General features: G+C 39.2%; 27 protein-coding genes. 20 read left to right on the top strand and 7 right to left on the bottom strand.

The window, feature by feature from the left end; translation table 11 throughout:
- Window positions 1-8: 8 nt before the first annotated feature.
- The 4 genes from recF to dnaA form a co-directional block, all read right to left on the bottom strand.
- Complete coding sequence (gene recF / locus ABVJ71_RS11375; RefSeq protein ID WP_353854103.1) at window positions 9-1,121, bottom strand: DNA replication/repair protein RecF; 1,113 nt, start codon at window positions 1,119-1,121, stop codon at window positions 9-11.
- Window positions 1,122-1,137: 16 nt separating this feature from the next.
- Window positions 1,138-1,353 carry a S4 domain-containing protein YaaA gene (gene yaaA / locus ABVJ71_RS11380; RefSeq protein WP_353854104.1) on the bottom strand — a complete coding sequence of 72 codons (216 nt, stop codon included), beginning with the start codon at window positions 1,351-1,353 and terminating at the stop codon, window positions 1,138-1,140.
- A gap of 150 nt (window positions 1,354-1,503) precedes the next feature.
- Window positions 1,504-2,640: a DNA polymerase III subunit beta gene (dnaN, locus tag ABVJ71_RS11385; protein ID WP_353854105.1), complete on the bottom strand. Its 1,137-nt coding sequence runs from the start codon at window positions 2,638-2,640 to the stop codon at window positions 1,504-1,506.
- A 196-nt stretch (window positions 2,641-2,836) separates the two neighbouring features.
- Window positions 2,837-4,177 (bottom strand): chromosomal replication initiator protein DnaA, encoded by a 1,341-nt coding sequence (gene dnaA / locus ABVJ71_RS11390; protein ID WP_353854106.1) that lies wholly within the window; start codon window positions 4,175-4,177, stop codon window positions 2,837-2,839.
- Between the two features lie 620 nt (window positions 4,178-4,797).
- Here dnaA and rpmH point away from each other — a divergent pair.
- The 11 genes from rpmH (at window position 4,798) to ABVJ71_RS11445 (ending at window position 15,111) form a co-directional block, all read left to right on the top strand.
- The gene (rpmH, locus tag ABVJ71_RS11395; protein ID WP_008360908.1) at window positions 4,798-4,932 is read left to right on the top strand and encodes a 50S ribosomal protein L34; all 135 of its coding nucleotides are present in this window, start codon (window positions 4,798-4,800) and stop codon (window positions 4,930-4,932) included.
- Window positions 4,933-5,010: 78 nt separating this feature from the next.
- Window positions 5,011-5,370, top strand: a complete 360-nt coding sequence (rnpA, locus tag ABVJ71_RS11400; protein WP_353854107.1) for a ribonuclease P protein component — start codon at window positions 5,011-5,013, stop codon at window positions 5,368-5,370.
- A gap of 158 nt (window positions 5,371-5,528) precedes the next feature.
- Complete coding sequence (gene spoIIIJ / locus ABVJ71_RS11405) at window positions 5,529-6,311, top strand: YidC family membrane integrase SpoIIIJ (protein WP_353856643.1); 783 nt, start codon at window positions 5,529-5,531, stop codon at window positions 6,309-6,311.
- The gene (gene jag, locus ABVJ71_RS11410; protein WP_353854108.1) at window positions 6,308-6,931 is read left to right on the top strand and encodes an RNA-binding cell elongation regulator Jag/EloR; all 624 of its coding nucleotides are present in this window, start codon (window positions 6,308-6,310) and stop codon (window positions 6,929-6,931) included. The genes spoIIIJ and jag overlap by 4 nt, the downstream gene beginning before the upstream one ends.
- A 404-nt stretch (window positions 6,932-7,335) precedes the next feature.
- Window positions 7,336-8,715 (top strand): tRNA uridine-5-carboxymethylaminomethyl(34) synthesis GTPase MnmE, encoded by a 1,380-nt coding sequence (gene mnmE / locus ABVJ71_RS11415; RefSeq protein ID WP_353854109.1) that lies wholly within the window; start codon window positions 7,336-7,338, stop codon window positions 8,713-8,715.
- An 18-nt stretch (window positions 8,716-8,733) separates the two neighbouring features.
- Window positions 8,734-10,620: a tRNA uridine-5-carboxymethylaminomethyl(34) synthesis enzyme MnmG gene (gene mnmG, locus ABVJ71_RS11420; protein WP_353854110.1), complete on the top strand. Its 1,887-nt coding sequence runs from the start codon at window positions 8,734-8,736 to the stop codon at window positions 10,618-10,620.
- Between the two features lie 13 nt (window positions 10,621-10,633).
- Window positions 10,634-11,353 (top strand): 16S rRNA (guanine(527)-N(7))-methyltransferase RsmG, encoded by a 720-nt coding sequence (gene rsmG, locus ABVJ71_RS11425; protein ID WP_353854111.1) that lies wholly within the window; start codon window positions 10,634-10,636, stop codon window positions 11,351-11,353.
- 105 nt (window positions 11,354-11,458) lie between these two features.
- Entirely contained in the window at window positions 11,459-12,334 is an 876-nt protein-coding gene (noc, locus tag ABVJ71_RS11430; RefSeq protein ID WP_353854112.1) for a nucleoid occlusion protein, read from the top strand.
- A 130-nt stretch (window positions 12,335-12,464) separates the two neighbouring features.
- On the top strand, window positions 12,465-13,292 hold the full coding sequence (locus tag ABVJ71_RS11435) for an orthopoxovirus pf05708 family protein (RefSeq protein WP_353854113.1): 828 nt from the start codon (window positions 12,465-12,467) through the stop codon (window positions 13,290-13,292).
- Between the two features lie 210 nt (window positions 13,293-13,502).
- Window positions 13,503-14,264, top strand: a complete 762-nt coding sequence (gene soj, locus ABVJ71_RS11440; protein ID WP_008360890.1) for a sporulation initiation inhibitor protein Soj — start codon at window positions 13,503-13,505, stop codon at window positions 14,262-14,264.
- Complete coding sequence (locus tag ABVJ71_RS11445) at window positions 14,257-15,111, top strand: ParB/RepB/Spo0J family partition protein (protein WP_353854114.1); 855 nt, start codon at window positions 14,257-14,259, stop codon at window positions 15,109-15,111. The genes soj and ABVJ71_RS11445 overlap by 8 nt, the downstream gene beginning before the upstream one ends.
- A gap of 26 nt (window positions 15,112-15,137) precedes the next feature.
- Here ABVJ71_RS11445 and yyaC read toward each other — a convergent pair whose 3' ends face one another.
- The gene (gene yyaC / locus ABVJ71_RS11450; protein ID WP_353854115.1) at window positions 15,138-15,764 is read right to left on the bottom strand and encodes a spore protease YyaC; all 627 of its coding nucleotides are present in this window, start codon (window positions 15,762-15,764) and stop codon (window positions 15,138-15,140) included.
- Between the two features lie 72 nt (window positions 15,765-15,836).
- Between yyaC and ABVJ71_RS11455 the strand changes: the two genes are divergently transcribed.
- Window positions 15,837-16,865, top strand: a complete 1,029-nt coding sequence (locus ABVJ71_RS11455) for a hypothetical protein (RefSeq protein WP_353854116.1) — start codon at window positions 15,837-15,839, stop codon at window positions 16,863-16,865.
- A gap of 53 nt (window positions 16,866-16,918) precedes the next feature.
- Here ABVJ71_RS11455 and ABVJ71_RS11460 read toward each other — a convergent pair whose 3' ends face one another.
- Window positions 16,919-17,329 carry a hypothetical protein gene (locus ABVJ71_RS11460; protein ID WP_353854117.1) on the bottom strand — a complete coding sequence of 137 codons (411 nt, stop codon included), beginning with the start codon at window positions 17,327-17,329 and terminating at the stop codon, window positions 16,919-16,921.
- An 18-nt stretch (window positions 17,330-17,347) separates the two neighbouring features.
- Complete coding sequence (locus ABVJ71_RS11465; RefSeq protein ID WP_353854118.1) at window positions 17,348-18,667, bottom strand: hydrolase; 1,320 nt, start codon at window positions 18,665-18,667, stop codon at window positions 17,348-17,350.
- A 293-nt stretch (window positions 18,668-18,960) separates the two neighbouring features.
- On the opposite strand from ABVJ71_RS11465, the gene ABVJ71_RS11470 reads away from it, so the two are divergent.
- The 8 genes from ABVJ71_RS11470 to wrbA all read left to right on the top strand — a co-directional run bounded on the left by ABVJ71_RS11470 (window position 18,961) and on the right by wrbA (window position 24,240).
- A complete protein-coding gene (locus ABVJ71_RS11470; RefSeq protein ID WP_353854119.1) occupies window positions 18,961-19,167 on the top strand; it encodes a DUF951 domain-containing protein in 207 nt (68 codons plus the stop codon).
- 216 nt (window positions 19,168-19,383) lie between these two features.
- Window positions 19,384-20,484, top strand: coding sequence for a redox-regulated ATPase YchF (gene ychF, locus ABVJ71_RS11475; protein ID WP_353854120.1), 1,101 nt, complete (start codon window positions 19,384-19,386; stop codon window positions 20,482-20,484).
- Window positions 20,485-20,592: 108 nt separating this feature from the next.
- Window positions 20,593-20,880 carry a 30S ribosomal protein S6 gene (gene rpsF, locus ABVJ71_RS11480; RefSeq protein WP_353854121.1) on the top strand — a complete coding sequence of 96 codons (288 nt, stop codon included), beginning with the start codon at window positions 20,593-20,595 and terminating at the stop codon, window positions 20,878-20,880.
- 34 nt (window positions 20,881-20,914) lie between these two features.
- Window positions 20,915-21,457 carry a single-stranded DNA-binding protein SsbA gene (ssbA, locus tag ABVJ71_RS11485; protein WP_353854122.1) on the top strand — a complete coding sequence of 181 codons (543 nt, stop codon included), beginning with the start codon at window positions 20,915-20,917 and terminating at the stop codon, window positions 21,455-21,457.
- 39 nt (window positions 21,458-21,496) lie between these two features.
- On the top strand, window positions 21,497-21,736 hold the full coding sequence (rpsR, locus tag ABVJ71_RS11490) for a 30S ribosomal protein S18 (RefSeq protein ID WP_353854123.1): 240 nt from the start codon (window positions 21,497-21,499) through the stop codon (window positions 21,734-21,736).
- Window positions 21,737-21,997: 261 nt separating this feature from the next.
- Window positions 21,998-22,948, top strand: coding sequence for a ring-cleaving dioxygenase (locus ABVJ71_RS11495; RefSeq protein ID WP_353854124.1), 951 nt, complete (start codon window positions 21,998-22,000; stop codon window positions 22,946-22,948).
- Entirely contained in the window at window positions 22,945-23,553 is a 609-nt protein-coding gene (locus ABVJ71_RS11500) for an alpha/beta hydrolase (protein WP_353854125.1), read from the top strand. The genes ABVJ71_RS11495 and ABVJ71_RS11500 overlap by 4 nt, the downstream gene beginning before the upstream one ends.
- A gap of 72 nt (window positions 23,554-23,625) precedes the next feature.
- Complete coding sequence (gene wrbA / locus ABVJ71_RS11505; RefSeq protein WP_353856644.1) at window positions 23,626-24,240, top strand: NAD(P)H:quinone oxidoreductase; 615 nt, start codon at window positions 23,626-23,628, stop codon at window positions 24,238-24,240.
- The last annotated feature ends 25 nt before the right edge of the window (window positions 24,241-24,265 follow it).

Genomic DNA, 24,265 nt, shown 5'->3' on the forward strand with positions numbered 1-24,265 from the left:
CTCATTTATCAGTCAATTACATTTCCACTGGCTACTCTGAAAATTTCCGCTTCTTTCAGTGTGGCGTGATCAATTCCCTCAACACTTGTTGTGGTGACGAAGGTCTGTACACGTCCCTGAATCGTATGGAGCAAATGAGACTGTCTGTAATCATCAAGTTCAGATAGTACATCATCGAGAAGAAGAATCGGGTATTCGCCAATTTCCTCATGAATCAGATCAATTTCTGCAAGTTTTAGCGAAAGGGCTGTTGTTCTTTGCTGCCCTTGAGATCCATATGTCTGAACATCTCGACCATTCACAAAAAAAAGAAGGTCATCTCTGTGAGGTCCCCACAGTGTCACTCCTCTGTCTATTTCTCTGTCTCTTAGTTTCTGAAACGACTCTTCATAGCTATTCTTTATGTTCGACAAGTCTGACGCTTCTGATACCTCTATAGCCGTGTGGTATTGGAGGGTGAGTGTCTCTAACTCTCTAGAAATCCCCAAATGCAATGGCTGCGCCCATTTTTCAAGCTGTTTCGTAAAGGTAAGTCGTCTTTTGACAACTTTCGCTGCCGCATCTATCAGCTGCTCTGTTAAAACCTCCAGCATCGCTTGATCCGTCTGCTTTCTTGTTTGCAATTGTTTCAAGTAATGATTTCGCTGAGAAAGGATTTTCTGATAGAGCGATAAATCATGCAAGTAGACTGCAGAGACTTGTCCAATCTCCATGTCGAGAAATCTCCTGCGGATCTGCGGACTGCCCTTCACAAGGCTCAAATCCTCCGGTGCAAACATGATGGTGTTTAATGCTCCAACATAATGACTGAGTTTCTGTTGTTCAATGTGATTGATCTTTCCCTTTTTCCCTTTTTTGGAGATCACGAGCTGCATGGGGAGTGGACCATTTTTCTTGATGACTCTACCTTCTATTTTAGCATAGTCTTGGTCCCATCGGATAAGTTCTTTATCATTTGACGTACGATGAGATTTTGCCATCGACAATACATAGATCGCTTCCATCAAGTTCGTTTTACCTTGAGCGTTCTCACCGATCATGACATTGACTTTATTGTCGAATTGAAGTTCGGTGTGTTCATAGTTTCGGTAGGAAGTTAACGCCAGACTTTGAATGTACATGTATTGTCACCCGTTTCTAATTCACAACTTGAAATGTGCCATAGCCTTCAATCGTGACAACATCCCCTGGGTATAATTTGCGTCCCCTTCTATTATCTGGCTCTTGATTAATGATCACCTCATGTTCACTTAAAAACCATTTTGCCATTCCCCCAGATTGGATGACTTCGGCTAATTTCAAAAACTGCCCTAATGTAATCATTTCTGTTTCAATGGTTATAAGATTAGGCATTTTATCGACCTCTTTCAATATCACTAATATCTAATTGTACTAAAAAACAAGACAAGAAGGAAAGGGGGAAAGCGAACTGGGATAAAAGAAAGCATGGATAACGAGAAGAAAAGCTGCTGTGCAGTCACACAGCAGCAGGTTTGGGTCAAATTAATACGTTCTCACTGGAAGGATCAATTGCAAGATTGAATCATCATTTGGCGTGCGTAAAAGAAATGGTCTCATTGCACCAGTGAAGCTTACATGAATATCTGTTCCCTCTAATACTTTTAAGGCATCCAGCATATACTTCGGACTAAAGGAAATTTTTAGATCTTCTCCCTCAATTTTATCCGCTTGTACCGTTTCAACAACTTTACCAATTTCAGGTGAATTAGAAGAGATTTCAAGACTTTGAGCAGGATCTGCAGAAAGCTTCACGACGTTATTACGTCCTTCTCTCGCTAAAAGTGATGCACGATCAATGGCTTGTAAAAAATCTTTCGTGTTCACAATCACATCTGTTTTGCTTTCTTGCGGGATCAAACGTGCCGTATCAGGATAATTGCCATCAAGCAATCTTGAGAAAAACAAGACGTTTTGTGCTTTAAAGAGAATTTGTGTCTCAGTAATAACGATGTTCACAAGATCTTGTCCATCATCAAGAATTTTACTTAACTCTGTTAAACTTTTTCCAGGAATGACCACATTGTATGATTTTTCTTCGTTTATATCTAACTTCGCTTTTCTTAAAGCAAGACGGTGACTATCAGTTGCGGTGCATATTAATTCACCTTTTTCAACCTTCCAGTTTACACCTGTCAAGATAGGGCGTGTTTCTGAGGTGGACACTGCAAAAACGGTTTGGCGAATTAAGTTTTTTAGTAGATCTGTTGGAATCTGAAACGCATGATGCTCTTCAATTTGCGGCAAATGTGGATATTCCTCTGCATCTAAGCCATTTAAATGAAATTCTGCTGAACCAGAACGAATACTCGTCAAATGGTTTTGTTCTACTTCAATTTCCACTGTAGACATTGGTAGCTTTTTAACGATTTCGCTAAAGAAGCGAGCCTGCAACACAATACTTCCTGGGCGATCAATTGTAATCACTTCTAAATCTCCATCTCTTTGAGAAATAAAGGATTCAATTGAGATGTCAGAATCACTCCCTGTAAAAGATACCCCTTCATCAGATGCGACAATCTTAATCCCTGTCAGAATTGGAATAGTGGTCCTAGAGGAGACAGCCTTTAATACATCCTGGACACTTTCAACAAGGCGATCTTTTTGAATCGTGAATTTCATAGTGGTCCTCCTAAATTTTCGTCATGACATTGATATATATTTATTTAATATAAAATCGTAGAAGTAATAGTAGGGCCTGTGAGTATGTGGATAAGTCGGTAAAAAGAAAGGAAAGACAGTCTATCCACATGTGGATAGACTGTGCATGACCCTGCTGAAGTTATTCACATTTTCCCATACTATCATATCAGTTTGTTTATTTTAATTGTTCTTTAATTTCTTTCACATGCTGCTGAAGCTGTTCATCTTCAACAATTAACTTTGAAATTTTCTCATGTGCATGAATGACAGTCGTATGATCACGTCCGCCAAATTCCTCTCCGATTTTTGGTAGAGAGGAATCTGTCATTTCTCTAGAGAGATACATGGCAATTTGTCTTGGATAAGCAACTGATTTTGTACGTTTCTTTGCTTTGAAATCTTCTAATCTAATATTAAATTGCTGCCCTACAATTCTTTGAATATCTTTAATCGTGATCATCCTTGGTTTTGACGAAGGAATGATATCTTTTAGGGCTTCAGCTGCTAAATCAGCATTGATGTCTTTATTAATTAAAGATGAATAAGCTACTACACGAATTAAAGCACCCTCCAGTTCACGAATGTTGCTGTCAATTTGATTAGCAATATAAAGCATCACTTCATTCGGTATATCTAAGCCTTCTGCCTTTGCCTTTTTTCGTAAGATGGCAATCCGCGTTTCTAAATCTGGCGGGGTAATGTCTGTAATTAAGCCCCATTCAAAACGAGAGCGCAATCTGTCTTCAAGTGTCGGAATTTCTTTCGGCGGCCGATCACTAGAAATGACGATTTGCTTACTTTCTTCGTGAAGTGTGTTAAATGTATGGAAAAACTCTTCTTGAGTTTGTTCTTTTCCTGCTAAAAATTGAATATCATCTATCAAAAGCACATCTACATTCCGATAGCGATTACGGAAATCGACAGCTTTGTTGTCTCGGATTGAGTTGATAAATTCGTTTGTGAATTTTTCAGATGAAAGGTAGACCACCTTTGCAGATGGATTATGGTCAATGACGTAATGACCAATTGCATGCATTAAGTGGGTTTTTCCTAAACCAACTCCCCCATAAATAAAGAGCGGATTATATGCTTTTGCTGGTGCTTCAGCCACTGCAAGTGAAGCTGCATGAGCAAAACGGTTTCCTGAACCAATCACAAATGTGTCAAATGTATATTTTGGATTCAGCATATTTTGTGGAATTTCAACGGGTTCTTCTTTAGGCATTTTTTTGATAGGAGACTTCGGCATTGCTTCCTCTTCGTCCTGATTTTGAGGAATAATAAACTTGATGCTGAGCTCTTCACCTGTCAGTTCATAGATGGTATCTGCAATTAAGTGAAGATACCTTGACTCCAGCCAGTCTCTAGCAAATTCATTAGGTGCAGTAATTGTAAGCGTATCTCCTTGAAGAGAATGGGCTTTTGTCGATTTCATCCATGTTTCAAAGCTAGGTTTGCTCAATTTTGTCTCTATTTTTTGGAGTGCTTTGTTCCACAGATCCAAAATATTTTCCATAAGGTCTCTCCCCCCTCCTTTTCTGTTTAAAATGACCAAGGTCAAACTGTTATAGAACACGAAAAAAAGAAAATGTCATCACCATTTGTACACATACTTTGTTGAAAACAATTAATATAGTAGAAAAACGTCTTTTCGACAAATCACACAAGCTGTGGATAAAAAATTCAACAGGCTGTGTAATAACTTTCCACAGGTTATCCACAGATTGTGGATAACATAAATGAGTGGGATAAGTAATTAAGAGTTAAAACACAAATATAATATCAAAATAAACAAGATGGTGCAATGGGTGTCGCAAACTTATCCACACACTTTACATCCTGTTGAAAAATAATTATCCACATCAGTTATTTGTGTGAAAAAAATGTCGATAATGGATGTGGATAGTCTAAATATGCCGGAAAAATATCCACACCTTTGTTTTAAAAGATTTTTTGATGAAAAAAGAGAATCATCATAATGAAATCTGAAAAAGAAGGTTTCTTCACTTGATAACTTGTGTTATGCTTATAAGGTTGATAATAAGGATTTTATCAGTGATATTGACAATTGATGGGTTACACAAATATAATGAGTTAGACTGTCTTAAACAGCTATTCCTCAGGGAGGTGTCATAAATGAAAAGAACGTTTCAACCAAATAACCGTAAGCGTAGTAAAGTTCATGGCTTCCGCAGCCGTATGAGTTCTAAAAACGGACGTCTAGTTTTAAAGCGACGCCGCAGCAAAGGTAGAAAAAAATTATCAGCTTAGGCCACTGAATAATGTCAGTGGTCTTTTTTACATAAAATCGTAAATGGACTGTCAGTTTTTATCGGAGTGGAAGAAAACATGAAGAAGCGAAACAGGCTAAAAAAAAATGAAGAGTTCCAAAAAGTTTTCAAAGAAGGTCAATCAATGGCAAATCGTCAATTTGTCTTTTACCAACTGGGGCAACCAAATCAAGATGAGCTTCGTCTAGGGCTGTCTGTTAGCAAGAAGATTGGTAATGCAGTGATAAGAAATCGAATCAAACGGCTGATCCGTCAAGTGTTTTTAGAGGAGCGTCATAAGTTAAAGCAAGAGAAAGACTATATTGTCATTGCACGAAAACCAGCGAGGGAATTGACCTATGAGGAAACAAAAAAGTCTCTCCAACATTTATTTAGAAAATCTGCCGCTTATAAACAACAACCGAAGAAGTCTTCGTAATAGAAACTGTCGTTGAATCAATTTTTAAAAACGCTTCCTTCATATAATGAATTAAATTGAAACCAACACTTGATCAAGAAAAGATGTTACCATACTGATTAGGTGAGTTACTTTTATAATCAATTCCAACTTAAATAAAGTTTGTAGTAATGGGAGGAATTTTGTTGAAAAGGCGATTATTACTGATATTTAGCTTAATTGGTGTGTTGGTTCTATTGGCAGGGTGTACACAAATCAATGAACCGATTACATCAGATAGTAAGGGATTTTGGAATTCTTATATTGTTTACCCGCTATCACAATTAATCACGTACATGGCAGATTTAACTGGTGAAAACTACGGTATCGCGATTATTATCGTCACAATTTTAATTCGTTTACTCATTTTGCCATTAATGATTAAACAGTTAAGAAGTACAAAAGCGATGCAGGCATTGCAGCCAGAATTGAAGAAATTACGTGAAAAATATAGCTCGAAAGATCAAAAAACGCAGCAGCAGCTCCAACAGGAAACAATGGCTCTTTTTCAAAAGAATGGTGTAAATCCATTAGCAGGTTGTTTCCCAATTTTGATTCAAATGCCAATTTTAATAGGTTTCTACCATGCCATTATGAGAACAGCTGAAATTAAAAAGCATACGTTCTTATGGTTTGACTTAGGCAGCCCAGATCCATTATTCCTATTACCAATTATTGCGGGTGTTGCGACTTTCGTTCAGCAAAAGCTTATGATGGCTGGAAATCCTTCGGACAATCCTCAGATGGCAATCATGCTTTGGGTGATGCCGATTATGATTGTTGTATTTGCAATTAGTTTCCCAGCTGCACTTTCTTTGTACTGGGTTGTAGGTAACATTTTCATGATCATTCAAACATTAGTGATCAGAACACCTCAAGTGCAAGTTGATACAAAAGAAAAAGCTGGCGGGAGTAAAAAATGAAGGAAATAACTGCTGTCGGTCGTACAATCGAAGAAGCAGTAGATTCCGGACTTAAACAAATTCAGCTACTAAAAGAAGAAGTAGATATAACGATAGTAGATGAAGGAAATAAAGGGTTTTTAGGGTTATTTGGTAAAAGGCAAGCTGTTGTGAAACTAGTAGAAAAGCTAGATGCTCTAAAATTAGCCACACAGTATTTAGAAAATATTGTTAAATCTATTGATCCTAAGGCGAAAATCATTTCCAATAAGGAACCGAAAAAGATTTCTTTCCACGTTGATGGAGATAAAACGTCGTTAATGATTGGAAAAAGAGGACAAACATTGTACGCTTTAGAAACATTGACACAGTTAGTGTTTAATCGTTATTCCGATCAGTATCATCATATTACAATTGATATTGGAGATTATAGGAAAAAACGCCAAGAGGCACTTGAACAATATGCCATCAAGACGGCAAATCGTGTTTTAAAAACGAAGAAAAAAGTTCATCTGGAGCCTATGCCTTCAAATGAGCGAAAAGTCATTCATGATACGATTGCTTCGTTCTCCAAAAATCTTGCTACTGCATCGGAAGATACAGGAAGCAAACGTCATGTCGTTGTGTCTTATAAAAAATAGCAAAAAGACTAAGGTTCAGCAAAGCTGGATTTTAGTCTTTTTTTATTGAAAAAAATCTCTTTTAATAGAAGATGTATACTTCATTTCCATAAAGTTAGAGTGTTTTTTGTATTAAAAATGTTATTTTTACCATTTGGCAAAGGTATGAGGGCGTTTAAATTTCTTTCGTTTAGGTGTAAGATGTGAAGATAAGTTGAGAACGTCGTTATTCACATGTGGATAAGTTAAGTGTTAAAATAGACGGGGTGTAAAACTGTGGATAATTAGAGTAGAGATACTTTCGCTTCTTATTCATTTATGGTATCTTTAAATTTTGGATTAAGCGGTTTTGATGTAGAAATGGACAATGCCCATTTTATGAGATAAAAGACTGTCAATTTAACAAAGAAAGAGGTGAAGGAGCGGTGGATACAATTGCAGCAATTTCTACACCTATGGGTGAAGGAGCAATTGCGATTATTCGTTTAAGTGGGCCTGATGCGGTACAAATTGCTGATCGGATGTACAAAGGACCTAAGGAGAAAAAACTTGTTTCAGTGGAATCTCATACCATTCATTATGGTCATATTGTTGATCGGGGCACTGATCAAGTGATAGAAGAGGTCATGGTTTCCATTTTAAGAGCACCAAAAACATTTACGAGAGAAGACGTTGTTGAAATTAACTGCCATGGCGGAATTGTGACGGTAAATAAAGTATTACAGCTTGCTTTAAGAGAAGGAGCTAGATTAGCGGAGCCAGGTGAGTTTACAAAACGTGCTTTCTTAAATGGAAGAATCGATCTTTCTCAGGCAGAAGCGGTAATGGATTTGATTCGTGCAAAGACAGATCGTGCGATGAATGTGGCTATTAACCAAATGGAGGGGCGTCTCTCTGGGTTAATTAAACGACTTCGAGGCGAAATTTTGGAAACATTGGCACATGTTGAAGTGAATATTGACTATCCTGAGTATGACGATGTTGAGGAAATGACACATCGAGTCTTAGTTGAAAAAGCGACATCTGTGAAAAAGGAAATTGAATCGCTGTTAACGACCTCACAGCAGGGGAAAATTTTACGTGAGGGCTTATCCACTGTCATTATCGGAAGACCGAATGTTGGAAAGTCTTCCTTGCTAAATAGTCTTGTACAAGAAACAAAGGCTATTGTCACCGATATCCCTGGAACAACGAGGGATGTCATTGAGGAGTATGTGAATGTAAGAGGTGTACCTCTTCGTTTAGTAGACACTGCGGGTATACGCGAGACTGAAGACATTGTCGAGCGTATAGGGGTTGAACGATCAAGACAGGTCTTAAAAGAAGCAGACCTGATTTTACTTGTGCTTAATTATAGTGAAGAATTATCTGAGGAAGATATAAAGCTTTTTGAAGCTGTCTCAGGGATGGATATCATCGTGATTGTGAATAAGACAGATCTTGAGCCTAAGCTTGATCTAGAAAAGGTTAAGCAGCTTGCAAAGGGCCGACCTGTGGTCACAACATCACTATTACAAGAAAAAGGGATTGATGAGCTTGAAATGGCGATTCAATCACTTTTCTTTACTGGTTCGATTGAAAGCGGAGATTTGACTTATGTTAGTAATACAAGACATATAGCTCTTCTTCAACAAGCAAAACAATCAATCGAGGATGCTCTTAAAGGGATTGAAATGGATGTACCGATTGATATTGTTCAAATCGATTTAACGCGCTGCTGGGAGCAGCTAGGCGAAATTATTGGAGATGCTGTTCATGAAAGCTTAATTGATCAGTTATTCTCGCAATTCTGTTTAGGAAAGTAAAAGGGAGGAACAAAAGAAATGGGTTATGAAGCTGGCCAATATGATGTAATTGTCGTCGGTGCTGGTCATGCTGGTGTTGAGGCTGCTCTTGCTTCGGCAAGACAAGGGGCTAAAACACTTGTTTTGACAATCAACCTCGATATGGTTGCCTTTATGCCGTGTAATCCGTCCATAGGTGGTCCTGCTAAAGGGATTGTCGTCAGAGAAATTGATGCACTAGGCGGAGAAATGGCTCGAAATATAGATAAAACGCATATTCAAATGCGTATGCTGAATACCGGAAAAGGGCCTGCAGTACGAGCTTTAAGAGCACAGGCAGACAAATTTCAATATCAACATGAAATGAAAAAAACAATGGAAAATGAACCCAACCTGACAATGCTGCAAGGTATGGTTGATCAATTAATTGTAGAAGATGATAAGTGTAAAGGCGTCGTGACGCAAACAGGTGCATATTATCGTGCGAAATCAGTTGTCTTAACGACAGGTACTTTCTTGAAAGGGCGTATTATTTTAGGAGATCTTTCTTATTCAAGTGGCCCTAACAATCAACAGCCATCTATTAAATTATCGGATCATCTAGCGGAATTAGGATTCGATTTAGTTCGTTTTAAAACGGGGACACCACCTAGAGTCAATAGCCATTCTATTGATTATAGTAAAACAGAAATTCAACCAGGAGATGATGTACCACGGGCGTTTTCTTATGAAACGGTAGAATATATTACAGATCAATTGCCATGTTGGTTAACGTACACGAGTTTAGAGACACATCAAATTATTGATGAGAATCTTCACCGTTCTCCAATGTATTCAGGTATGATAAAAGGAACTGGTCCAAGATATTGCCCATCCATCGAAGATAAGGTGGTTCGTTTTAATGATAAGCCGAGACATCAAATTTTCTTAGAACCAGAAGGTCGTAATACGCAAGAAGTTTATGTACAAGGCTTGTCTACAAGTCTTCCAGAGGACGTACAGCAACGTATGCTTTCAACTATCCCAGGACTTGAAAAGGTTCAAATGATGCGAGCGGGCTATGCAATCGAGTATGATGCAATTGTGCCGACACAGCTTTGGCCAACGCTTGAGACGAAGAAAATTTCTGGTTTATATACAGCGGGTCAGATTAATGGAACATCTGGTTATGAGGAAGCAGCAGGTCAAGGAATTATGGCAGGAATAAATGCAGGAAGAAAAGCACTTGGTAAAGAAGAAGTCATTTTGAGTCGATCTGATGCGTATATCGGTGTTCTGATCGATGACCTTGTGACAAAAGGGACAAATGAACCTTACCGTTTGCTGACATCTCGTGCGGAGTATCGTCTGCTTTTACGCCATGACAATGCTGATCTTAGATTAACTGAACTTGGATATCAAATTGGATTAATTTCTGAAGAGAGATACCAAGCATTTAAACAGAAAAAACAAGCCATTGAAGCAGAGAAAAAGCGTTTATATTCTGTGATCATTAAGCCTACAGCAGAAACACAAGAATATATTTGTTCACTTGGAGGAAGTGAGCTGAAAGACGGCATTCGGGCAAGTGATCTGTTGAAACGCCCGGAAATGAATTATGAATCTGTTGCAAGATTAGCTCCTGCAGAGACATCACTTGCTTCTGATGTTTGTGAGCAAGTAGAGATTCAAATTAAATACGAAGGTTATATTGAAAAGTCGCTCCAACAAGTTGAAAAACTGAAAAAAATGGAGAATAAAAAGATACCGGATCGAATTGATTATGATGCCATCAAAGGGATTGCAACTGAAGCGAAACAAAAGTTAAAAGAAGTCCGACCGCTTTCTGTTGCACAGGCTTCTCGTATTTCGGGCGTTAACCCTGCTGACATTTCTATTCTTCTAGTGTATTTGGAGCAGGGACGTATTGCGAAGATAGCAGAGTAGAAAGGATGTCGGCATGAACATTGAACAATTTACAGCAGCACTAGAGGAGAAAGGGATATCTCTTACTCCGGTGCAGCTTGAACAATTTGAAAATTACTTCCATATGCTTGTAGAATGGAATGAAAAGATGAATTTAACGTCCATTACAGAAAAGGAAGAAGTGTATTTAAAACATTTTTATGATTCGATTTCGGCAGCATTTTTTATTGACTTTCAAAATGTGAAAACGGTTTGTGATATTGGAGCTGGAGCTGGTTTCCCGAGCATTCCACTTAAAATTTGTTTCCCTCATCTACATGTGACCATTGTAGATTCTCTTCAGAAACGAATTACGTTTTTAAATGAGCTAGCAAAAAGGTTAAACATACAAGATATTACCTTTTATCATGATCGTGCGGAGACCTTTGGTCAACGTAAGGATAAGCGTGAGAGTTATGAGCTTGTCACTGCTAGAGCCGTTGCGCGTTTATCTGTCTTGAGTGAACTGTGCCTGCCTCTTGTGAAAAAACAAGGATTGTTTGTCGCATTGAAAGCATCTGCAGCAGATGAAGAGATGCAAGCGGGTAAAAAGGCAGTAAATGTCCTCGGAGGAGAGATTGTTGAAAAGCATTCCTTTGTTCTTCCTTTAGAAGAAAGCGAACGGAACATCATTGTCATTGAAAAGAAAAAGCAAACACCAAAAAAATATCCTAGAAAACCAGGGACACCTAATAAATCACCAATAGAGGGTTGATCATGTAAAAGGTCGGTTTTTCTTCAATATTTATGATTTTACAGAAGGAAAGAACATGAGAAAATAGAATTATAAAAAGGTAGTTTTTAAAGGTGGTGTAGGTTCATGAAGCATTCACTCTCACGCTTCTTCGGGCTTGGTGACAAAGAACATCCTGAGCGTGAAACCGAATTAGAGGCAGAGATTGCAGAGCATGATACATTAAAGGAAGAGATACAGGAGCTCCCGGTCGACACAATTATGCCTAACCGTTTTCAGCCACGCACCATTTTTTCAGAAGAAAAGATTCAAGAGCTGGCCACGACTATTCATACCCACGGCATTATTCAACCTATTGTTGTCAGACCAACAGAAGAAGAAGGAAAATATGAACTGATCGCCGGCGAAAGACGTTGGAGAGCAGTACAAACTCTTCAATGGGAGAAAATCCCCGCTATTATTAAAGATTTTACTGATACGGAAACGGCATCTGTTGCTTTGATTGAAAATTTGCAAAGAGAAGAGCTGTCTGCTATTGAAGAAGCTCATGCTTATGCACGTCTTTTAGAGCTCCATGATTTAACGCAAGAAGCTCTTGCTCAGCGTTTAGGCAAGGGACAATCGACTGTTGCAAACAAATTAAGACTTTTAAAATTGCCTGAAGAGGTACAACAAGCCATTCTGGAGAAGAAGATATCTGAAAGGCATGCCCGATCGCTTGTGCCTTTGAAACATCCAGAATTACAAGTCGCGCTATTGCAGGAAATCATCGAAAAGCAGTTGAATGTGAAACAAACGGAAGAGCGTGTAGTGAAGATGCTTGAACAAAAAACAGATCGCAAACCGAAGCCAAAACGGAAGGCGTTTAGTCGAGATACAAGAATTGCGATGAATACCATTCGCCAGTCTCTCCATATGGTAGAAGACAGCGGGCTTAAAATAAATACCGAAGAAGAAGAATTTGAGGATTATATCCAATTAACCATTCGGATTCCTAAATAGAAGAAAGCTGATGAGCACCACTCGTCAGCTTTTTTTGTATATATTTACGATATAAATTACAATATTTACTTATTATATATTAATTGGTAAAATATGAATTTAATTAGTAGAAAGGAGGTGACATTAAAAAATGAAAAAGACGACTTTTGCTATTATATGCTATTTACTACTCTCTTTTTCTCTTTTTTCAAATGAACCGGTATTATTTGCTGTGAGTGGTTCAACGAGTGAAAAGGTTCACTCAGGTGATGAAACAATTACGAAGGAAGAACTGGCAGTCCTCAAGAAACAAGGGATGATTGCTAATGATGTGACAATTCATCAATTAACTCAAGATGATGTGTCTAAAGATGATTCAATAGACATGATCGCATCTGATGATGATTTGAAGGATTATGGCTTGCGACAAAATCAACAGAATCAAATGGTCTCTGATGAAAAGCCGCATACGGTCATTCACCTTTTGGGAAAGCCGTATCCTGGTACTGATATTATGCCTAAAAAAGGAGATATATTGGTGACAAGCACTGGTGCTCTTAATGGTTTAATTGGTCATGCAGGTATTGTCATTAATGAGAAGAACTATGCCTCAATTCCTGGCTTTAAACAGCATCCTATTATTGATTCAATCCAAAGCTGGTTTCGTCATAGTGCAAATACGAAGGTGATTCGGATTAACCAAAAGGATAAGGCAGATCTGGCAGGAGATTGGGCGCATAATTATGTGAAAACAAATCCAAAAGCTCGGTATTCCATTACGATGTCTATTCAATCATTGAATCCCACGTATTGTTCAAAGATTGTTTGGCAAGCCTACGCCAAAACAGGTGATGCTGTTGGACATGCGACATTTACAATTAAAGCGCCTTATGGATTTCTTAAAAAGAGAAGCTACAAGACGGTGACACCTAAAATCATTGTCAATGAAGGTCGAAAAATTGGTGGATTAAATTTCTAATATTCATCCCTCACTCCAGTGTAGTGAGGGGTTTTTTTATGTACGTTTTATGATGATATTCTCTATTATTAGAAAAAAGATATATTAGTATACTTTTTGTATATTCACCTTGCATGAAGAAACAAAAAAAGCAAACGTTTCATACTTTTTTTGATAGAATAGAAAGTAAGAATGAATGAGAAATTTGTTAAGTTGAAAGTAGGTGACATCGTGGGAAAAATCATAGCAATTACCAATCAGAAGGGTGGCGTTGGGAAGACGACAACTTCTGTTAATTTAGGTGCTTGTTTAGCATACATAGGAAAAAGAGTGTTATTAGTTGACATTGATCCGCAGGGCAATGCCACGAGTGGTATTGGAATTGAGAAGGCTGACGTTGAGAAATGTGTATACGATATTTTAGTTGACGATGCAGATGTGCTTGATGTGATTAAGACGACAGAGGTTGAAAATCTTGATGTCATTCCTGCGACGATACAGCTTGCAGGGGCTGAAATTGAGCTGGTGCCAACCATTTCACGCGAGGTGCGATTGAAGAGGGCACTTGAATCTGTGAAACAAAATTATGATTATATGATTATTGACTGCCCGCCATCACTCGGATTACTGACGATTAATGCGCTAACTGCATCCGATTCTGTTTTAATACCGGTTCAGTGTGAATACTATGCGCTTGAAGGATTGAGTCAATTATTAAACACGGTTCGTCTCGTGCAGAAGCATTTAAATACCGATCTTGCCATTGAAGGTGTTCTTTTGACGATGCTTGATGCAAGAACAAATCTTGGGATACAAGTCATTGAAGAAGTGAAGAAATACTTTAGAGATAAAGTCTATCAGACAGTGATTCCGAGAAATGTAAGACTCAGCGAAGCACCTAGTCATGGAAAGCCTATTATCTTGTATGATCCGCGTTCAAGAGGTGCAGATGTCTATTTAGACTTAGCAAAGGAAGTGGATGCGAATGGCTAAAGGTCTTGGAAAGGGGATTAATGCACTTTTTAACAATATAGAGTCGAATGAAGAAACGGTTGAAGAAATAAAATTAAAGGATTTGCGTCCTAACCCGTATCAGCCAAGGAAAACATTTGATGATGATGCGTTAGCTGATCTCAAGGCATCAATTAAGCAACACGGCGTTTTACAGCCAATCATCGTTAGAAAGTCGATTAAGGGATATGACATTGTTGCCGGTGAGCGCCGTTTTAGAGCAGCAGAACAAGCTGGTCTTACAACGATACCTGCTATTGTAAGAGAATTTTCAGAAACACTGATGAGAGAAATCGCTCTTTTAGAAAACTTGCAACGTGAGGATTTATCTCCACTAGAGGAAGCAGAGGCCTATGCTTCTTTGCTAAATCATTTAGGCGTTACACAAGAAGAATTAGCAAAGAGATTAGGAAAGAGCAGACCGCATATTGCCAATCATCTCCGTCTTCTGACCTTACCAGATGAGGTACAACAACTCATTGCTGATGGAACTTTATCGATGGGGCATGGCCGGACATTGCTTAGCTTGAAAAATAAGAAGAAGTTAGCACCTTTGGTGAAGAAAATCGTGGATGAAGGATTAAATGTACGTCAGGTGGAGAAACTTGTACAGCAGTTAAACGAAAATGTTCCACGTGAAACAAAGAAAAAAGAAGCACCAAAGGATCGAGTATTGAAAGAAAAAGAGTCTTTCTTACAAAATTACTTTGGTACTTCGGTTACAATTAAGAAACAGAAGAAAAAAGGAAAAATCGAGATTGAATTTCTTTCAAACGAAGATTTAGAACGAATTCTTGAATTGCTTTCAACAAGAGAAGCATCAGAGTGACCATCTTTATACGAGATGGTCTTTTTTTATAATTTACCGGTGATACTTTGAATGGTTGGAAAGAGTAATCGATTTTTTTCTCTCGTCCAGTCCATTTGATCAATGTCATATAAACTTTCAGAAAGTGTGTTTGCCATGGACATTACAAGATGGAGGCGTGTGTTTTGCAGAACGAAGTATTCCATGAAACCACTCACATTGACGATGCCATTAATATGAATATCTCCTACTTCTGGTAGCTCCTTTTGTACGCCAGCTCCGGGCTTTAACGGCCCATCCCCAATTTGGAAAGAACCTACACTTTTGACTCTGCCTAAACAAGCATCAACAGCTACAATAAATGGATGTTTAAGTGCCTTTTCGATTTCAGAAAGTCTCTCTTTTAAATTCACTGCATGTACTGGATCAGAGAGTGTTCCGTATACGTGAAGCTTTTTTAAATTTAGGCTAGAAAGTTTTGATCCAACAAGTGGACCTAGAGAGTCGCCTGTTGAGCGATCTGTTCCAATACAAACGATAGCAACGGGTCTGTTTCCTGCTTTCTGTAGATGCGAGAATAAAATACTTTTAAGCTGCTCAATGGCGTTTGTATCCGTATGGGACACGTATTCTTTCACCCTATTTTTTAAAAAAAGACCGTTCTTGCTATTCATAGGTCTCACTTCCTTGTCATAGTAGTTAGTATCAGTATACGGAAACAAGCTTAATTCTATACCTATGAGGTGATGATTGTGTGGAAGGCTGGTTCAAGGTGGACGCTTTTAATTTTAGGAAGCTTAATAGGGGCGGGATATGCTTCCGGTCAAGAAATTTGGCAGTTTTTTGGCATTGAAAGCGGACTAGCCATTCTACTGTTTACACTCATATTTATGTTATCTACCTATGTAGTGCTGAAAATTAGTTATGAGGTGCGTGCCGATCACTTTGTGCCTGTGTTGGAGCGGCTTGTGGGTCCATGGCTGGCTAAGGTGTATGACATTTTAATCGTTCTTTATTTGTTCACGACGACTACTGTTATGATTGCCGGCGGTGGGGTTACACTTGAGATGTATCATGTTCCATTTTGGATTGGAATTGGTGCGTTTTGTCTCTTTTCATTTATCATTTTTTTCTGGGATGTGAAAGGGCTCTTATCTGTGAATGCTTTCATTATACCAATTTTGGTTGCGGGGCTCATCTATGCATTTGTTTTTTATTATATGAATCATGAGCATATGTGGAGGATTGATTTCGGACAACAATATAATTGGCCTGCCAGTATCGTCTTTGCTTCTTTGAATATCTTATCCGTTGTAGCAGTCCTGTCTTCTGTCGGGAAGGAAATGAAAGGGCTTGGAGAAGCAAAGGTTGCGAGTATATTAAGCGGTCTAGTTTTTGGTGTCATTTCTTATGTCTATAATGAAATACTTATTGATATCTCTGGGAGCCTTGAAGCAGATGGAATTCCATTGTTTACAGTATTAGAGGGGGCTCCTACGTCATTGTTTGTGTTTATGACAGTGGTTCTTTGTCTAGCCATTTATACAACGACAGCAGCAGGGTTGTTTGGGTTATCCAGTCGGATGCTTTCTTTAGTACCGTTGCCTCGCTGGTTGATCGTGTTTGTTTTGCTTCTTTTCATGGCGCCTTTGACATCACTTGGATTTGCTGATTTGATTGCCTTTTTATATCCGATCTATAGTTTGTTAAATCTGTATTTACTCGTATGTTTAATGTTGTATCCGATATTAAGCAAAAAGATTTTCTTTCGGTGAAAATACTATATTGATAAAATATAATAAGCACAAACTCTTATTAAGAGATGTGCTTATTTCAATCGAATTGAATCAATGGTGTCTTTGATATCGTCATATACAGGTATCTGCTGAAGCCGATGTAAGCGCTCCTCTAGTTCGGCGACGGCTTGTCCTTTTAAATATTGGGACAGGTGCTGTTTGACGATTGTGGTTTGGTTGATCATATCTTCAGTTTTGGACATCTGGCACTCCAAGTGCATGCGCACGTTTGCTAATTCGTCATGAAGCCGCAATTTCAGCAGGCGTTTAAGGTCTTTTCGCTGACCTTCTCTTCGCATAGCTTGAATGGCTGCTATCTCTTCTGGAGACTGAGATTGCGTCTGAGGCGCAGATTGATTTTCAAACACAGACATTGATCGGCGAGCACTCACATTTTGCATGAAACGCTGTGCGTCACTAGGCGGTTTATTTTGATTGATCAAGTGTCGGCGACTCCTTTCTTAATGAATTCCCATCTGCACTGCAAGGTGCTTATCTGCTTTGACATAATCATCCCCCATTGTGTACATATGTCTTGAGAGGGTTGAAAGCTCTTGTTCATAGTCTCTAAGGGTGTACAGGGCATTCAGTTGTTTTTCATGAGAATAGAAGGATGGGTGGTTTTGCTCCATTCGGATTTCCTCTAAAAGTGCTTCCACATCACTATGATTTAATAAATCATAGTGACCAAAGCCGACGAGTCCTTTGAGCTCTTGTTTCACGTGATGGACAGCGTCTTTTACACTTTCATCTATTCCGTCAATTTTCTCAAATATGGATTGTACTTCGTGTTCGATAATACTTTGTAGGTCATAGGATGAATTTTTCAGTAAATGGGATTTTATGATAATTTCAAGACCTTTTTGTGCATATGCACGACCTGTGTGAATTTCTTGTAGTAGCATGGCTGTAAAATTTGTATTGTGTTCAAGCTGTTCTTCTAGAATACGGGCAGCACCATTCGAATGAAATGAATAATCATTTACTTTGAAATTTCCTGAAACAAGTGCTAGAAATGTATTTGTATCAAACGACTCGTTCCATTCGATATTCATTGCAGCAAAAGCTGATTTTAAAAAGGTGTCTATTTCTTTTTGTTTGTATTTTACTATTTCTTGAACCGAGCCTTGTTGACGAGTCGGTACAGCATACTTTACTTGTCCAATACCATGATCAAGACGATTGAGTAAACCAACATAATGGTTGGGTTGAATATATTCAGTTAGGATATGCATGTATTTTCCTTGCATGGCCTTTTGCTGAATAGATGGCGAAAGGCTACACCATATATTTGGGCTGTCAAAGGTGATGGCTCTTTTGACTGACGGATGTTCTGTTGCAATATAAGCACAAACAGCACCGGCAAGGGCTTGTCCAGTGACATAGATACCTGCATTTGGATGCTTCTGACTGACTTGCTCTATGTATTCCTTTCCTTTAAAAAAGACATGATCTTGATTGCCATCAAGGGACTTCCTTTCAATGGGATAGGCATAATCTGTTTTTAACAATGAATGCGCCGCAATTTGTATATCTTGAGGTGATTTGACAGTTATTTGATCGGGCATCGGGCAGTGGAAGGCAACAACTAACTCATCGGCATGCTCTTGTTGCATTGTTAAGCCATACAATTTGTGATCTATCTTTAGAAAATCGTGGACAGTGAGTGTCTGTTGACTCATTTCTATTGTATGGTGCTGCTGGTAATTGGTTATATTCCCAGCGTGATCGGATATGATTTTATAGTCTTTATCGGTTAATCTATCCTTTCGGTTGACCATCGTACCTGCTCCCTCACATTACATTTATGCAGATATCATAAATCAAAAAATATGGAAAAACCACAGCGATTTACCAATAAAAACCTTTTGACCTACAGTGTTTGTGACAATATTGAAAAATGGAAGATTTTAAGTAACTTTTGGTCACAAATAAATGATCTAAAAGAAGGGTTTTTTCTATAAAAAAGGATAGGATGAACGATTGAAAGAGGCTCTTTGTTTTGTGCATTGCCCTTCATAGTCGTTTTTTTGTACAATAGATTCAATGAAGTGATCAAGAGAGGTGAAGGCTGTTGGCAGACAAAGCGTTTGGGTTACATGACGTAGTTGAAATGAAAAAACCCCATCCATGTGGTGTCAATCGGTGGAAGGTCATTCGTATGGGCATGGATATTCGGATTAAATGCGAGGGCTGTGGTCACAGCGTCATGATCCCAAGAAGAGATTTCGAACGAAAAATGAAGAAAATTCTAGTCAAGCATGAGGAGCCAACTGTTTAAGCAGGCCTCATGCTTTTTTGATTGATTTTGTATTTTAGGCAGGAGATACATGTGCAATTTATCTTTTTACAACTGTGTTTTGCGTATTTTGTTGATGTTTCTTCTATTAATAATGCATTTTGGTTAGCTTGTCTTTTCATGTAAACCTACTTATAATTGCTCTAGGTTCATATTACGCAGTTTAACGAGCATGTTTGATTTAGAGGAGATGAAAGAATGGCTTTAACAGCTGGTATTGTTGGCTTACCCAACGTCGGAAAGTCAACGTTATTTAATGCAATTACACAGGCTGGTGCGGAGTCTGCTAACTATCCGTTCTGTACCATTGATCCAAACGTTGGGATTGTAGAAGTTCCGGATGAGCGTTTACAAAAGCTAACAGAATTAGTGCAACCGAAAAAGACCGTTCCGACTGCTTTTGAGTTTACTGATATTGCAGGCATAGTAAAAGGCGCTTCTAAAGGTGAAGGTCTAGGAAATAAATTCCTTTCTCATATTCGTCAAGTAGATGCCATCTGTCATGTGGTGAGGGCTTTTGCTGATGATAATATTACACACGTATCAGGTAAGGTTGATCCAGTGTCGGATATTGAAACCATTAATCTAGAGTTGATTTTGGCTGATTTAGAAACGGTTGAAAAGCGTTTGACGCGTGTAAGTAAGCTTGCGAAACAAAAAGATAAGGAAGCAGTAGCTGAATTCGATATTTTAACGAAGCTAAAGGATGCATTTGAAGCTGGGAAGCCGGCCAGATCTGTAGAATTTACAGATGAGCAACAAAAGCTTGTGAAACAGCTTCATTTACTCACTGCTAAACCTGTTCTTTATGTCGCAAATGTCAGTGAGGACGAAGTAGCGGATCAAGACGGCAACGAATATGTTCAACAAATTCGTGATTTTGCTTCCGGTGAAAATGCTGAAGTGATCATTATTTGTGCAAAAATCGAGTCTGAAATTGCAGAGCTTGAAGGGGAAGAAAAGCAGATGTTCCTTGAAGAGCTTGGCATCAAGGAATCAGGGTTAGATCAGTTGATCAAAGCGTCTTATTCACTCCTTGGCTTAGCTACGTATTTTACAGCGGGCGAGCAAGAGGTTCGTGCTTGGACGTTTAAAAAAGGGATGAAAGCACCGGAATGTGCGGGAATCATTCATACAGATTTTGAGAGAGGTTTCATTCGTGCTGAAACGGTTGCGTATGATGACTTGTTGGCTGTAGGAAGCATGTCGGCTGCTAAAGAGGCAGGAAAAGTACGCTTAGAAGGGAAAGATTATGAAGTAAAAGACGGAGACGTCATACATTTCCGTTTTAATGTATAGGTTCTTGTCATAGGACAAGAGATTTGTTATAATATACAATTGTGAGTAATATAAATTATTGCTCCTTGCCCGTTTAGGGCCGCTTAGACCAAAAGGAGGTGCAATCAGATGAGAAAGTACGAAGTTATGTACATCATCCGCCCAACAGTTGACGAAGAAACGAAGAAAGCAGTTATCGAGCGTTTCAACAATGTGTTAACTTCTAATGGAGCGGAGATCACTGGAACAAAGGATTGGGGTAAACGTCGTCTTGCATATGAAATCAACGATTTCCGTGAAGGCTACTACCAAATCGTAAACGTTCAATCTGACGCTGTAGCAGTTCAAGAATTTGACCGCTTAGCTAAGATCAGTGATGATATCATTCGCCATATTGTTGTTAAAGAAGAAGAATAAATCATTGAAATATATTTAAAGGTGGTCTTTCAATATGCTAAACCGTGTTGTTTTGGTCGGAAGACTAACAAAAGACCCTGAGCTTCGCTACACGCCTAATGGTGCGGCTGTAACCACGTTTACTCTAGCTGTAAATCGTACCTTTACGAATCAATCTGGAGAGCGTGAAGCCGATTTCATTAACTGTGTTACTTGGAGAAGACAAGCTGAGAACGTGGCTAATTTCCTGAAAAAAGGAAGTCTTGCCGGTGTAGACGGTCGCTTGCAAACAAGAAACTATGAAAATCAGCAAGGACAACGTGTCTTCGTGACAGAGGTTCAAGCTGAAAGTGTTCAATTTCTTGAGCCTAAAAGCGGCGGTGCTGGTTCAGGTGGATACAGCGGCGGTGGCAATAGCGGAGGCCAGTATTATGGCGGTAGCCAAAACGATCAGAATCCATTTGGAAATGAACCAAATCAAAATCCATATGGCAATCAAAACAACCAAAATCGTAATCAGGGAAATAGCTTTAATGATGACCCATTTGCGAATGATGGTAAACCGATTGACATCTCCGATGATGATTTGCCATTCTAATTGATCTGACAAATGACTAAAGGAAAGGTGTGAAAACAAATGGCAGGTGGACGCAGAGGCGGTCGTGCGAAACGTCGTAAAGTATGTTACTTTACTTCTAACGGCATCACGCACATTGATTACAAAGATGTTGATCTTCTTAGAAAGTTTGTTTCTGAGCGCGGTAAAATTTTACCTCGTCGTGTAACAGGAACAAGCGCTAAGTATCAACGTAAATTGACTTTAGCGATCAAAAGATCACGTCAAATGGCATTACTTCCATACGTTACTGGAGAGTAAGTCCTTGACTTAAAAAGCGAAGAGCCCCCGTGCTCTTCGTTTTTTTATTTCTGACCCTTTCATTCTTTTTGACATGCTTTTTCTATTCTCAAAAAGAATCAACATAAAATCGTTGACAATTATTTAAAAGCATCATATCCTTAATTCGAGATAAATATATTTTTTTGGTTTAATATCTCGAATTCGAGATAATTAAATAGGAGTAATTAAGACAAGATAAAATAGAAGGTTTGTGACTTCATCCTCAGGAGGGCGTTTGAGTTGAAAAAAACAGAAGGAATTCATCATATTACAGCAATTGTTGGTCATCCTCAGGAGAACGTTGATTTTTATGCAGGTGTACTTGGTCTTCGCCTAGTCAAAAAGACAGTTAATTTCGATGATCCGGGTACGTATCATTTGTATTTTGGGAATGAAGGAGGATCTCCAGGCACTATTATTACGTTTTTCCCTTGGCCTGGTGCACAGAGAGGGCAAATTGGAGCAGGTCAAGTTGGGGTCACAACTTATGTCGTACCGACAGGGTCTTTCCCTTTTTGGAAGGAACGTTTAAAGCAGTTTGATATTGCTTATGAAATCAGTGAACGTTTCGGTGAGGCGTTCCTATCATTTGAGGATCCGCATGGATTGCTGATTGAGCTTGTTGAACGTGAGGAAGGAAAGCCAAATGAGTGGATTTTTGGCGGTGTGACTCCTGATGTAGCGATCAAAGGGTTTGGCGGAGCTATTTTATTAACAACACAGCCAGAGCAAACGATGCAGCTACTAGAGGAAACAATGGGGCTTGAACGAGTTGGAGCTGAAGAGGACTATGTGAGATTCCGTTCGTTTGGTGAAATTGGCAATGTGATTGATGTGAAAGTGACACCAGTTGCACGAGGACGTATGGGTATTGGGATTGTCCATCATATCGCATGGAGAGCAACAGATGACCAAGATCAGTTAGATTGGCAAAGTTATATTGCTCAAAGTGGATATCAGGTGACACCTGTGCAAGATCGACAATATTTCAATGCCATTTATTTTAGAGAATTCGGCGGTATTTTATTTGAAATTGCGACAGATCCCCCAGGATTTGCTTACGATGAATCAGTGGAAACAATGGGTGAAGCATTGAAGTTGCCCCCGCAATTTGAGGCGCAGCGAAGCCAGATTGAACAAATTGTGCTGCCCATTGAGGTGAGAGAAATGAAGAGGAAAGGAGGTTCATGATGAAGCATCTTTTTCGAAAAGGAAAGAATGAACAAAGACCTGTCCTGTTATTACTGCATGGAACTGGCGGGACGGAACAAGACTTATTGCCGCTTGCAGAGGTGGTAGATCCTGACGCATCTGTTCTTAGTGTAAGAGGAAATGTGTTAGAGAACGGCATGCCTCGTTTTTTCAGGCGTTTGGCAGAGGGTATTTTTGATGAACAAGATTTAATTGAGCGTACAAAGGAACTATATACATTCATCGGGGAAGCAGCAGATGAACATGGGTTTGATCGTCACAATGTGGTAGCCATCGGCTATTCCAATGGGGCGAACATTGCAGGGAGCCTGTTATTCCATTATGGGGATGCCTTAAAAGGAGCCATTCTGCATCACCCGATGGTCCCTAGACGAGGGGTTTCATTGCCTTCATTAGCGGGGAAACAAGTCTTTATAGCAGCTGGTGAAAATGACCCAATGTGTCGTCCTGAGGAATCACAGGAACTGGAGCAATTGCTGCAAGGCGCAGGCGCTTCGGTTACGCTTCATTGGGAAAATCGTGGACATCAGTTAACGAAAGAAGAAGTCGATGCTGCGGCATTATGGTATCGTCGTCAATTTTAATGAAGGTGGGGAATACAGGTGGGATTTTTACAGAAGCTTTTTGGGCAAACCAAACAAAAGGAGCTGGAACAAATGGAAAATGTAAAACTAGCGATTATTTATTATAGTTCAACAGGCACAAACTATCAGATGGCGAAATGGGCTGAGGCTGGAGCGAAAGAAGCTGGCGCTGAAGTAAAAGTATTAAAGGTTCCTGAATTGGCACCAGAATCAGTTGTTGCATCAAATCCGGCATGGAAAGAACATTTAGAGGAAACAAAAGCTGTACCAGAGGTTCAATTAAGTGATTTAGAGTGGGCTGATGCGATCATCTTTAGTATGCCAACACGTTTTGGTAATCTGCCAGCACAGATGAAGCAATTTTTAGATACGACTGGTGGCTTGTGGTTCCAAGGAAAATTAGCGAACAAAGCCGTAAGTGCAATGACATCTGCACAAAATCCAAATGGCGGACAGGAGCAGACCATTCTCAGTCTTTACACGACCATGTTCCACTGGGGAGCGATTATTGCCGCTCCTGGATACACAGATGACTCCCTATACGGAGCAGGGGGTAACCCTTACGGTGTGAGTGTCACTGTGGACCAAAATGGAAAGATTCAAGAGGACGCAGAAGCGGCTGTTCAACATCAGGCGAAACGCACAGTCAATGTGGCAGAATGGATTAAAAAAGGCAAGAATTCTTAGTGTACAATACATGTTTTAATTATCT

It is taken from the genome of Bacillus sp. Bos-x628 (genome assembly GCF_040500475.1).
Lineage (GTDB): Bacteria > Bacillota > Bacilli > Bacillales > Bacillaceae > Bacillus > Bacillus maqinnsis.

Coding starts and splice junctions, on each gene's coding strand:
- yyaC (WP_353854115.1), bottom strand. CDS start 15,764: ATGAATAGCAAGAACGGTCTTTTTTTAAAAAATAGGGTGAAAGAATAC.
- dnaN (WP_353854105.1), bottom strand. CDS start 2,640: ATGAAATTCACGATTCAAAAAGATCGCCTTGTTGAAAGTGTCCAGGAT.
- ABVJ71_RS11455 (WP_353854116.1), top strand. CDS start 15,837: ATGATTGTGTGGAAGGCTGGTTCAAGGTGGACGCTTTTAATTTTAGGA.
- ssbA (WP_353854122.1), top strand. CDS start 20,915: ATGCTAAACCGTGTTGTTTTGGTCGGAAGACTAACAAAAGACCCTGAG.
- dnaA (WP_353854106.1), bottom strand. CDS start 4,177: ATGGAAAATATTTTGGATCTGTGGAACAAAGCACTCCAAAAAATAGAG.
- ABVJ71_RS11500 (WP_353854125.1), top strand. CDS start 22,945: ATGATGAAGCATCTTTTTCGAAAAGGAAAGAATGAACAAAGACCTGTC.
- rpmH (WP_008360908.1), top strand. CDS start 4,798: ATGAAAAGAACGTTTCAACCAAATAACCGTAAGCGTAGTAAAGTTCAT.
- mnmG (WP_353854110.1), top strand. CDS start 8,734: ATGGGTTATGAAGCTGGCCAATATGATGTAATTGTCGTCGGTGCTGGT.
- noc (WP_353854112.1), top strand. CDS start 11,459: ATGAAGCATTCACTCTCACGCTTCTTCGGGCTTGGTGACAAAGAACAT.
- rsmG (WP_353854111.1), top strand. CDS start 10,634: ATGAACATTGAACAATTTACAGCAGCACTAGAGGAGAAAGGGATATCT.
- wrbA (WP_353856644.1), top strand. CDS start 23,626: ATGGAAAATGTAAAACTAGCGATTATTTATTATAGTTCAACAGGCACA.
- rpsF (WP_353854121.1), top strand. CDS start 20,593: ATGAGAAAGTACGAAGTTATGTACATCATCCGCCCAACAGTTGACGAA.
- ychF (WP_353854120.1), top strand. CDS start 19,384: ATGGCTTTAACAGCTGGTATTGTTGGCTTACCCAACGTCGGAAAGTCA.
- rpsR (WP_353854123.1), top strand. CDS start 21,497: ATGGCAGGTGGACGCAGAGGCGGTCGTGCGAAACGTCGTAAAGTATGT.
- recF (WP_353854103.1), bottom strand. CDS start 1,121: ATGTACATTCAAAGTCTGGCGTTAACTTCCTACCGAAACTATGAACAC.
- rnpA (WP_353854107.1), top strand. CDS start 5,011: ATGAAGAAGCGAAACAGGCTAAAAAAAAATGAAGAGTTCCAAAAAGTT.
- ABVJ71_RS11445 (WP_353854114.1), top strand. CDS start 14,257: ATGGCTAAAGGTCTTGGAAAGGGGATTAATGCACTTTTTAACAATATA.
- ABVJ71_RS11465 (WP_353854118.1), bottom strand. CDS start 18,667: ATGGTCAACCGAAAGGATAGATTAACCGATAAAGACTATAAAATCATA.
- yaaA (WP_353854104.1), bottom strand. CDS start 1,353: ATGCCTAATCTTATAACCATTGAAACAGAAATGATTACATTAGGGCAG.
- jag (WP_353854108.1), top strand. CDS start 6,308: ATGAAGGAAATAACTGCTGTCGGTCGTACAATCGAAGAAGCAGTAGAT.
- ABVJ71_RS11435 (WP_353854113.1), top strand. CDS start 12,465: ATGAAAAAGACGACTTTTGCTATTATATGCTATTTACTACTCTCTTTT.